We start from the raw sequence: 9,837 nt of genomic DNA, 5'->3' as shown, positions 1-9,837 counted from the left end.
TGAACAGCATCGCCAGCGGGATCACCATGGCGGTGATCAGCGCCGCACGGATATTGCCCAGGAACAGGAAAAGTACCGCCACCACCAGGATCGCCCCCTCGGTGAGGTTGCGCTTGACCGTGGCGATGGCCTTGTCGACCAGTTGCGTACGGTCATAGACAGTCACCGCCTTGACCCCGGCCGGCAGCGTACGGTTGATCTCGTCCAGCTTGGCCGCGGCAGCCTTGGCGACGGTGCGGCTGTTCTCGCCGATCAGCATGAACACCGTGCCGAGAACCACTTCGCGGCCGTCCTCGGTGGCGGCGCCGGTGCGCAGCTCGCGCCCCAGCCCGACCTCGGCGACATTGCGCAGACGGATCGGTGTGCCGTCGACATTGGCCACGACTATGTTGGCGATGTCCTCCAGGCTGCCCACCTGCCCCGGCGCACGCACCAGCAACTGCTCGCCGTTGCGTTCGATGTAGCCGGCGCCGACGTTGGCGTTGTTGCGCTCCAGTGCAGCGATCACGTCCGCCAGGGTCAGCCGGTAGGCCGCCAGCCGGCGGGTATCCGGGGCAACCTGGAACTGCTTGGCGAAGCCGCCGATGGTGTTCACCTCGGCCACACCCGGCACGTTGCGCAGTTGCGGCTTGATCACCCAGTCCTGGATCACCCGCAGATCGGTCGGCGTGTACTCGCTGCCGTCCTCCTTGCGCGCGCCCGGCTCGGCCTCGATGGTCCACAGGAAGATCTCGCCCAGGCCGGTGGAGATCGGCCCCATGGCCGACTCGACGCCCTCGGGGAGCTGCTCGCGCGCCTGCTGCAGGCGTTCGTTGACCAGTTGGCGGGCGAAGAACAGGTCGGTACCGTCCTTGAAGATCACCGTCACCTGCGACAGCCCCGAGCGCGAAATCGAGCGCGTCTGCTGCAGGCCCGGCAAGCCGGCCATGGCGGTTTCCACCGGGTAGGTGATGCGCTGCTCGGTCTCCAGCGGCGTGAAGCCCGGCGCCGACGTGTTGACCTGCACCTGTACGTTGGTGATGTCGGGCACCGCGTCGATGGGCAGTTTCTGGTAGCTGGCGATACCCAGGCCGGCCATGCCGAGGACGGCGAGCAGCACCAGGTAGCGCTGCTCGATGGCAAAACGAATGATGCGTTCGAACATGCTGGCGCCCCGTCAGTGAGCGTGGGACGCCGAGCTCTTGCCCAGCTCCGACTTGAGAATGAAGCTGCCTTCGGCCGCCACCTGATCACCCGCCGAGAGTCCCGCCAGCACTTCCACCTGGCCGGCGCTGCGCAGCCCAAGGTTGACCGGGCGCGGGTCGAAGCCTTCGGCGTTGCGCACGAATACGCTCGGCTGGCCTTCCACCTCCTGGACGGCCTGCTCCGGCACCGCGACCGGCACCTGGCGTGCCGAACTGCTGACCCGCACGTTGACGAACAGGCCCGGGCGCCAGGCGCCATCGGGATTGGCCAGGGTCACGCGGGCCACCGCGCTGCGGGTCTGCTCGCCGAGCAGGTTGCCGACGTAACTCACGCGACCGTCGACCTGCATGCCCAGGTCCGCCGCTTCAACCCGTGCCGGCTTGCCCACCTGAACCCGCGAGAGGTCCTGCGGTGCGACATTGAAACTGGCCCAGACCCGCGACAGGTCGGACAGCGTGAACGCCGCCGTGGTCTCGCTGACCACCTCGCCGGGCACCAGGTGCTTCTCCACCACCACGCCGTCGAACGGCGCCCGCAGCTCGTAGCGGTTGCCGCCGGCGCTGGCCGACACGCCGCTCAGGGCGTTGGTCTTCTGCTGCGCATTGGCCAGGGCGATGCGGGCTTCCTCCAGGTCCTGGCGGGCCTGGAGATAATCCTGCTCGGCGGAGATCTTCTCCTGCCACAGCTCGCGTTCGCGTTCGAAGGTCTTGTTCGCCAGGCTCGCCCGGCGCTGGGCGGCGGCCAGCTCGCTGCGCAACTCGGACACCTGCTGGCTGGCGATCAGGGCCAGCAGCTCGCCCTTCTTCACGTTCTGCCCGAGCTCAACCGCCACCGACTCCACCACGCCCGGCGTGCGCGGTACGACGTGGGCAGTGCGGTCCTGGTCGAAGCCGATCTCGCCGGGCAGGCTGAATGCCTCGTCCAGCGCCTGCGGCCCGGCTGTGACCAGTTGGATGCCGGCAGCCTCGATCTGTGCCGGGGTCAGATGCAGGCCTTGCTCTTCGGTTTCGGCTTCCTGGGCGGCGTGATGCTCACCGTCGGCATGGCTCGCCGCTTCGGCATGAAGGGTCGGCGCCACGCTGTTGTGGTGCTCGCCGTCCGCGTGGGTCGCATCGTCGAGGTGGTTGCCGCCGGCCTGTTCGCTGCCCATCCAGGCATAGGCGCTGACGCCCAGCGCAGAGGCGAGCAGCACGGCGGCGGCGAGAGGGGTTTTGTTGATCATGAAAGCTCCGGGAAGTATCCGCCGGCACCGCGCTGTGACGCTGGCACCGCAAGGTGATGGAGGTTGCTGAAGAGGTCGTGGACGCACCAATGCACCGGCAGGCCCGCGGTCGGCGCCGCGGCAGACGGCGTCAGGGTCACCAGCAGCAGGGCGAGCCAGGCGCGGCGAGCCTTAGCGGGCCGCGCCGACATCGCCGTAAACCCGTTCGATGCGGCCCCAGGCATCGCTGACCTGGACCAGCGCGCGCAGGTACTGGTCGCGCGCGGCGATCAGGGTGCGTTGGGCGTCGAGTACTTCGAGGAAGCCGAACTTGCCCATCTCGAAACCGCGAGTGGCGCTTTCCACGGCGGTCTGGGCGGTGGGCAGGATGGTCTGGCGGAAGGCATTGACCTCGCCCTGGGCGGTGCTCCACTGCTGCCAGGCCTGCTGGGTCTCCTGGCGCAGACGCAGCTCGACGGCGTTGCGCTGGTCGCGAGCCTGATCGGCCCGGCGCGACTCGGCGAGGATGTTGCCCTGGTTGCGGTCGAACAGCGGCAAGGGCAGGCTCAGGCCAATCACCGCAATGCGGTCGCGGTTGCCGTCCTCGATGGCCTCCTGGCTGCCCAGGCTGACATCGAGGTCGGGAATCCGCTGGGTCTTCGCCAGACGCACGGCGGCCTCACCTACATCGATGCGACTCTGCGCCAGGCGCATCTCGGCGCTGTCGGCCAGACGGCGCAACAGCTCTTCGCTGGAGGGCAGGCCGGGCAGTGAACGGGCTGTCTCGCTGCGCACGCCGGTGAAGTCCGGCGAGGCAAGCCCCATCAGGCTGGCCAGCGCCTGGTTGGCGTCGGCGCGGTCGCGGCGGGCGCGATCCTGCTCCAGGCGCACTTCGGCCAGCTGTACCTGCGCGCGATCGGCCTCGAGCGGCGGGGCCTTGCCGGCGCGGACACGCCCGTCAGCCGCGGCCACGCCACGCCGCGCCAGCTCGACGGACTGCTGTGCCAGCCGTTCACGCTCCTGGGCGCGCAAGGCCGTGAAGAACGCTGCGATCACCTCGCCGCGCAGCTGGTTGCGCCGCGCCTCCAGGCTCAGCGCGGCGACGGCCTGGCCGCGCTCCGCGAGTTCCACCCGCGCGCCCCGCTTGCCGCCCAGCTCCAGCGGCTGGCTGATGCCCACCGTGGTGGTGCGATTCCGCGATTCGGTGCCTTCCTGCTCCCAGGACAGCGTCGGGTTGCGCAGCAGGCCGGCCTGCTCGCGCAAGCCCTGGGCGATGCCGATCTCACGGGCGCTGGCGGACAGTTCGGGATTGCCATTGGCCGCAGCCTGCAGCGCCTCCTCGATGCCGATCTCTCGGCTTTGCGCCCAGGCAGGCGACTGCCAGAGCAGCAAGGCGAGCAACCCCGCCCATGGAACGAACCCAGTACGTCTTGCAAACACGGCGAACCTCGCACGATGGAGTCAACTTCGACGGCATGCCGTCATTTCCATCGGCGAATCTAGGGGCGCCTCTCTAGCGACAAGGTGACTGGATAATTACAAACATGTAATTGGTCAGCCGGGGAGTTCTCGTTGTATGTATTTAAAAAGGCCTCGCACCTCTTCCAGGTAACTTCAGGAAACAATTCGCGAAATTCCCGGCAGCCCTGCATTCCCCAGAAAACCCTTCAAGAGCAGTCACCTGCAGAACTTCCCCGGTTTTCTGAACAACGCCGAATACAACATCGCCGCGATTGACCCTGAAGTCGCTACAGCTTCTAGACTGCGCGCGCTTTACAGGGCTCGGCGAACTTTCCTGTGTCCCTGGCATTATTTCTCACGCAATTACCGAGTAGCTATTGATGAAAATCCTGCTCATCGAGGACGACCACAAGACGGCCGATTATCTGCAACAGGGGCTGAGCGAAAGCGGCTATGTGGTCGACCGCGCCGATAACGGCGTCGATGGCCTGCACCTGGCGCGGCAGTGCGCCTACGACCTGGTCATCCTCGATGTGAACCTGCCGCAGATGGATGGCTGGGGTGTACTCGCCAGCCTGCGCCAGCACAGCGATATCCGCGTGATGATGCTCACCGCCCGCGGCCGCCTCACCGAACGGGTGAAAGGCTTCGACCTGGGCGCCGACGACTACCTGCTCAAGCCCTTCGAATTCCCCGAACTGCTCGCCCGCGTGCGCTCGCTGATGCGCCGCAGCGAACGCATCGACCAGCCCCAGGTGCTGGAGATCGGCGGGCTGGAGCTTGACCCCGGCCGCCACCGCGCCTACCGCGACAGCCGCCGAATAGACCTGACCAGCAAGGAGTTCGCCCTGCTGCACCTGCTGATGAGCCGCAGCGGCGAGGTGCTCTCGCGCACGCAGATCATCTCGCTGGTCTGGGACATGAACTTCGACTGCGATACCAACGTGGTGGAAGTCACCATCCGCCGCCTGCGGGCGAAGATCGACGATCCCTTCGCCGACAAGCTGATCCACACCCTGCGCGGGGTCGGCTACGTGCTGGAAGCGCGCGCATGAAGCCGGCCAGCCTGTCGCTGCGCATCGGCCTGTGGGTCGGCGTACTGGGTTCGGTGCTGATGGTCCTGCTGCTCACCCTGGCCTACCTCGCCCTCGACCACCAATTGGACCAGCGCGCCCACCGTGAGCTGGAAGACAAGCTCGGGCAGTTGCGTCACGCGCTGGACGCAGACCCCGGCCTCGCTGCCCTGCCCTTGCGCGGCCATGCCCTGCAAGACCAGCTGATGGGCCACGACAACCTGAGCGCCGCGCTGCTCGACGAGCAACGCGGGCAGCCGCCGCGATTCAGCAGCGGGCCGCCCCGCGACGCAGCGGCGCTCGATGAGTTCGCCGGCAGTGGCCGCGCCTTCGGCTGGACCTCGGCGGACGGTCGCCGCCTGCTGACCGAGCGGGGCCTGGTCCGCTTGCGCGACGGCAATACCCTGCGGGTGTTCCTGACCCTGGATCGGCGTGACGACGATGCCCTGCTCGGCGCCTTCCTGCGCTCGGCCTGGCTGGCGGTACCACCGCTGCTGCTGCTCATTGCCCTGGGTGCGCGCCTGGTGGCCAAGCGCGGCCTGCAGCCCTTGCGGCAGTTCGGCCAGGTGGCCTCGCTGATCACCACCCAGGACCTCAGCCACCGCATTCCCGTGCAGGACCTGCCACGGGAGCTGGGCAAGGCTGCGCGGGCGCTGAACCTGATGCTGCATCGGCTGGATGGCGGCGTGCAGCAGCTCACCCAGTTCTCCGACGACATCGCCCACGAGCTGCGCTCGCCCATCGGCAACCTACTGGGCAAGGCACAGGTGACGCTGTCGCGGCCGCGGGAAAAGGACGAGTACGAAGCGGTGCTGGCCGCCAGTACCGAAGAGCTGGAACGGGTCGGCCGGATCGTCAGCGACATGCTGTTCCTCGCCCAGGTCAGCCACCCGCGCGCGCTGCTGCCGCAGGAGGCGGTGCAGCTGGAGGAGGAAGCGGCGAAGGTCGCCGAGCTGTTCGATTTCAGCGCGGAGGAAAGGTCGTTGCGCATCGCCATCTCGGGGCATGGGCAGGTCGTGGGCGATCGCCTGATGATCCAGCGCGCCATTTCCAACCTGCTCTCCAACGCGATCCGCCACACGCCCGAGGGCGAATGCATCAGCGTGCAAGTGCGGGACGATGGCGCAACCGTGACGCTAGCGGTGCAGAACCCCGGAACGGGCATTGCCGCCGAGCACCTGCCGCACCTGTTCGAGCGCTTCTACCGGGTGGACAAGGGCCGCTCGCGAGCGCAGGGCGGCACGGGCCTGGGGCTGGCCATCGTGCGCTCGATCATGGAGCTGCACCTGGGCGCGGCCAGCGCGCAGAGTTCGGAGGAAGGGCCGACGCGCTTCCTCCTGAAATTCCCCGCTTCGCCGGACTGAATCAGCGGGTAGCGCGGCAGGCGACGCGCTCGGTGCGGTACTCGATGGCCTGCTCCTCGCCGGAGGAATCCTTGTAGCGCAGTTGCACCGGGACCACGCCGCAGTCGGTGCTCATCGGCGTCACCGCCACGACTTCGGCGATGTCCAGGTTCATCCCGTAGGTGTACTGCTTTGCCTCGGCGATCTGCATCGGCGACGGGGCGCCCTCGCGAGCCTGCATGGCCTGCTGGCGAGCCTGCTCCATGCGGGCGAAGGTGATGTCACCGCCACCGTCGGCCAGCGCCAGGGAGGAAGTGCCCAGCAGGGCGGCGGTCAGGAAGAAGCGGGAGAGTTGCATGGCAGTCACCTCATGGGTGGTTGAAAGTGACTCCACCTTACGAAGCCGCCGCTAACGGGAAGCTGAGGCAAGGATGACGATTCGGTTATCCGGCGCACGGACTGCCCCGGCAGTGGAGGCATTTTCCCACCACTCATCCGTGCATTTTCCCAGCGGTGAACTCTCGGCATCCGACGACTGTCTGTGTGCTGTCGGCCCCCCGGGTGGGTTTCCTGGCCATTAGCCACCCGGCCAGTTCTGAATAAATTGCCCGGCCGGCGTTTTCGCTCCCGCAAGGCGGGTTTCGTTCCAAGTCATGTGAAGATTGCCCATGTCCCTATCGCGTCGCTTCCCCGCACGAGTTTCTCCCCTCCAGACCCGCGCCCTCGGTGCCTGCCTGTTTGCCGGCCTGCTGACAGCCGGTGCTCCGGCCCAGGCCGAGGAGCCCGCCAGCAACGCGCGCTGGGTGAACGACAGCCTGAGCACCTATGTGCGCAGCGGCCCCACCGATGGTTATCGCATCGTTGGCACCCTCACCTCCGGGCAGAAAGTCCAATTGGTCAGCACCTCCGGTGACTACAGCCAGGTGCGCAGCGACAGCGGCAACAGCGTGTGGATCGCCAGCAAGGACCTGCAGGAAAAGCCCGGCCAGGCCGAACGTCTGCCGGCGCTGGAGCAGAAGGTCACCGAGCTGACCACGCAATTGCAGACCATCGACGACAGCTGGAAAAACCGTGTCCAGGGCATGCAGGAAACCCTGGATGCGCGCAAGAAGCTCATCGACGAACTTCAGGCTGCACGCACCGCACTGGATAGCGAACTGAACGAAGCCCGCTCGCAACTGCGCGATGCCCAGGCGCAACTGGGCGACGAGAACAAGCAGGTGCTGATGCGCTACATGGCCTACGGCGGCAGCATCGCCGGCGCCGGCCTGCTCGCCGGGCTGATCCTGCCGACCATGCTGCGCGTGCGGCGCAAGCGCAGCACCGAGTGGGTCTGACGCCTCAGTCGATCAGCAATTCGTACTGCCGATAGCCCAGGGCGTCGCTGCCCCGTGGCTGGAACCCGGCGCGCTCATACAGGCGCCGCGCCGGGTTGTCGGGGCGCACACTGAGCTTGAGTCGCGTGTAGCCTTCCTGCCGGACATCCTCGATGTAGTGCTGCAACAACGCTGCACCGACGCCCCTGCCCCGCCACGCCGTGCTGACGCCCAGGGTGCAAAGTTCCGCGCTGCCATCTTCCGGCATCCAAAAGCTATAGCCGACGCTTTCGCCGGCGTGCTCGGCAATGGTCAGATGCTCGAAGTGCTCGAGCCAGCGCGCCAGATGCCGGTCGAAGCCTTCCCTCCAGCGTGCCTCATGGGCGGGCTCCCACTGACGGATATAGGCCTCTTCGCCGCGCTGGACGTAGGGGACATCTGTCAGGCGGGCGGGGCGGAGCGTAAGGGTCATTGCGGGCGTCCTTGTCCGGTGAGCTGCCAAGATTGAAGCTAACGGCTACCCGAGGCCAATGCCGAGGACTCACTTCGTCGACGAAGGCAGCGATGCATCCAGTTGCTCACGTGCCTGGGTCTCGAAATTTTCCAACTTGCGCACCGCTTCCGCTCGGGCATCCAGCAGTTCCCCAATACGCCTGTCGTAATCCGCCTTCACATTAATCATTTCCGTGACGATGGTGTTTTCCCAGATCGCCCCGGCCAGGTTGTTGTTGGCGCGACTACGCTCGTAGCGCAACCATCTGAGCCGCTCATCGCACTTCTCGCGCAAATCCTCGATGGTCTGATCGACCTCCCGTATGAGATTTCTCATCCGGGTCACCTGACTGACGTACTGCATCTGCAGCGTCGAGTTTACGACAGAGCGGTTGGCCTGTTTCTGCTGGGCGACGTCTTCCTCGCTCGGCTGCCAGGCATTGGGGATGACCTGAATATCATCGGTGCCACAAGGGGTCTGGGCAAAGACCGGCCGACCTTCCACGGTGCACTTGTAAATCTCGGCCTGCGCGGTGTTGAAACCCAGCGCGGCCAGCAGGACCACGACGAATGGGAAGCGCATGACGCAATGCTCCTGACCACTCCATTGGTATGCCTGAGAACAGGACCCTTGGGATTGCCATCAGATTGACATGCACTGTTGCCGCAAGTTTTCCAGCGCTCTGTAAAGGTTCGGTAAATCCTCGCCAGGCCTGTACGTTGGGAGTCAAACCGGTCTCGAAAGCCAAACGGACTGAACTGGCGCCAGGAGAGCCAGGCTTAAGGCGGAGCCCGCCTCACGCCACCGCGCTCTCCACTCCTGCGTCGAGGTCCACCAGCAATTCGATCATTGCCCGCGCCGCTGCCGAGAGGCGGTCGCCGCTGCGGGTGACGATGCCGCAACGGGCCTGGAGAATATCGACATTGTTGGGCAGGTTGCGGAAGTGCAGGCGCACCAGTTCGCCGCGCGCCATGGGCTCGCTCAGCGCCTCCTCCACGGCGATGCCGATGGCGTCGGTCTGGCTGACGATGCGCACCAGCGAGGCCATGTCCTCGCACTGCACATTGGTGGTGATGTCGATCTTCCCGCTGAGGTTGGCGAGCATCTTCCGCGCGCTGGGGGGGATCAGCGTGGCAGCCAGCGGGTAGGCAAACATGTCGTTGGTGGAGAGACTTTCCTTGGCCAGCAGCGGATGCCCCTGGCGGCAGAAGAACAGGCCGCTGCGCGGCTTCAGCGCGCGGGTCTGGAAGTTCGGGTCGGCTTCGAAATGGCGGATGTCGGCGACGAAGAATTCGATCTCCTCGCGGCTCAGGCTGCGCGCCAGGCGCTCCCAGTTGTCCACGCCGAACTGGATGTGGATGCGCGGGTAGCGCTGGACGAAGCGCGACACCGCGTCGGACACCAGCTTCTGTGCAGGCGCCGGCCCGCTGCCGAAGCGCAACTCGCCCGAATCCAGCTTGTTCAGCCTCGCGACCGCATGGCTCAGGTTGTTCGCGCCCTGCACCAGGCTCAGCGCGTGCTGCAGCACCACCTGGCCTTCGGGAGTCGGCCGCAGGTCCTTGCTGCCTCGGTCCACCAGGCGGCAGCCCAGCTCCTGCTCCAGGCCCTGGATACTGCGGCTGAACGCCGGCTGGGTAATGCCCATGGCGTCGGCCGCGCGAACGAAGCTGCGGTGTTCGTTGAGGGCGATGAAGTAGCGGAGTTGGCGCAGATCCATGATGCATTTCCGGCATTGAAAATAGTGGGCAAAGGCATTTGCCGCTCG

10 protein-coding genes are annotated in these 9,837 nt (G+C 66.3%); 3 read left to right on the top strand and 7 right to left on the bottom strand.

Annotated elements, in window-relative coordinates:
* From A9513_RS11820 to A9513_RS11805, 3 genes are all read right to left on the bottom strand, one after another.
* Positions 1-1,144 (bottom strand): efflux RND transporter permease subunit (locus A9513_RS11820; protein ID WP_176707235.1); only part of this gene is annotated, 1,144 nt, incomplete at its 3' end.
* A 12-nt stretch (positions 1,145-1,156) separates the two neighbouring features.
* Entirely contained in the window at positions 1,157-2,407 is a 1,251-nt protein-coding gene (locus A9513_RS11815) for an efflux RND transporter periplasmic adaptor subunit (RefSeq protein ID WP_065084830.1), read from the bottom strand.
* A 171-nt stretch (positions 2,408-2,578) separates the two neighbouring features.
* A complete protein-coding gene (locus A9513_RS11805; RefSeq protein WP_255302842.1) occupies positions 2,579-3,778 on the bottom strand; it encodes a TolC family protein in 1,200 nt (399 codons plus the stop codon).
* 449 nt (positions 3,779-4,227) lie between these two features.
* Here A9513_RS11805 and A9513_RS11800 point away from each other — a divergent pair, with 449 nt between their 5' ends.
* Positions 4,228-4,902, top strand: a complete 675-nt coding sequence (locus A9513_RS11800; RefSeq protein WP_024767028.1) for a heavy metal response regulator transcription factor — start codon at positions 4,228-4,230, stop codon at positions 4,900-4,902.
* Positions 4,899-6,284, top strand: coding sequence for a heavy metal sensor histidine kinase (locus A9513_RS11795; protein WP_065084827.1), 1,386 nt, complete (start codon positions 4,899-4,901; stop codon positions 6,282-6,284). Before A9513_RS11800 ends, A9513_RS11795 begins: the two co-directional genes overlap by 4 nt.
* Position 6,285: 1 nt before the next feature.
* Here A9513_RS11795 and A9513_RS11790 read toward each other — a convergent pair whose 3' ends face one another.
* Positions 6,286-6,621, bottom strand: coding sequence for a DUF2790 domain-containing protein (locus tag A9513_RS11790; protein WP_024767026.1), 336 nt, complete (start codon positions 6,619-6,621; stop codon positions 6,286-6,288).
* Between the two features lie 310 nt (positions 6,622-6,931).
* Here A9513_RS11790 and A9513_RS11785 point away from each other — a divergent pair, with 310 nt between their 5' ends.
* Entirely contained in the window at positions 6,932-7,600 is a 669-nt protein-coding gene (locus A9513_RS11785; protein WP_024767025.1) for a TIGR04211 family SH3 domain-containing protein, read from the top strand.
* A 4-nt stretch (positions 7,601-7,604) separates the two neighbouring features.
* Here A9513_RS11785 and A9513_RS11780 read toward each other — a convergent pair whose 3' ends face one another.
* The 3 genes from A9513_RS11780 to A9513_RS11770 all read right to left on the bottom strand — a co-directional run bounded on the left by A9513_RS11780 (position 7,605) and on the right by A9513_RS11770 (position 9,789).
* Positions 7,605-8,051, bottom strand: coding sequence for a GNAT family N-acetyltransferase (locus tag A9513_RS11780; protein WP_024767024.1), 447 nt, complete (start codon positions 8,049-8,051; stop codon positions 7,605-7,607).
* A gap of 69 nt (positions 8,052-8,120) precedes the next feature.
* On the bottom strand, positions 8,121-8,654 hold the full coding sequence (locus A9513_RS11775) for a DUF4124 domain-containing protein (protein WP_024767023.1): 534 nt from the start codon (positions 8,652-8,654) through the stop codon (positions 8,121-8,123).
* A 214-nt stretch (positions 8,655-8,868) separates the two neighbouring features.
* Positions 8,869-9,789: a LysR family transcriptional regulator gene (locus A9513_RS11770; RefSeq protein ID WP_037010248.1), complete on the bottom strand. Its 921-nt coding sequence runs from the start codon at positions 9,787-9,789 to the stop codon at positions 8,869-8,871.
* Between the last annotated feature and the right edge of the window lie 48 nt (positions 9,790-9,837).

Source organism: Pseudomonas sp. AU12215, assembly GCF_001675465.2.
Taxonomy (GTDB): Bacteria; Pseudomonadota; Gammaproteobacteria; order Pseudomonadales; family Pseudomonadaceae; genus Pseudomonas; species Pseudomonas nitroreducens.
Note: the sequence above shows the minus strand (reverse complement) of the source record. Positions and strands in the feature narration are given on the sequence as shown.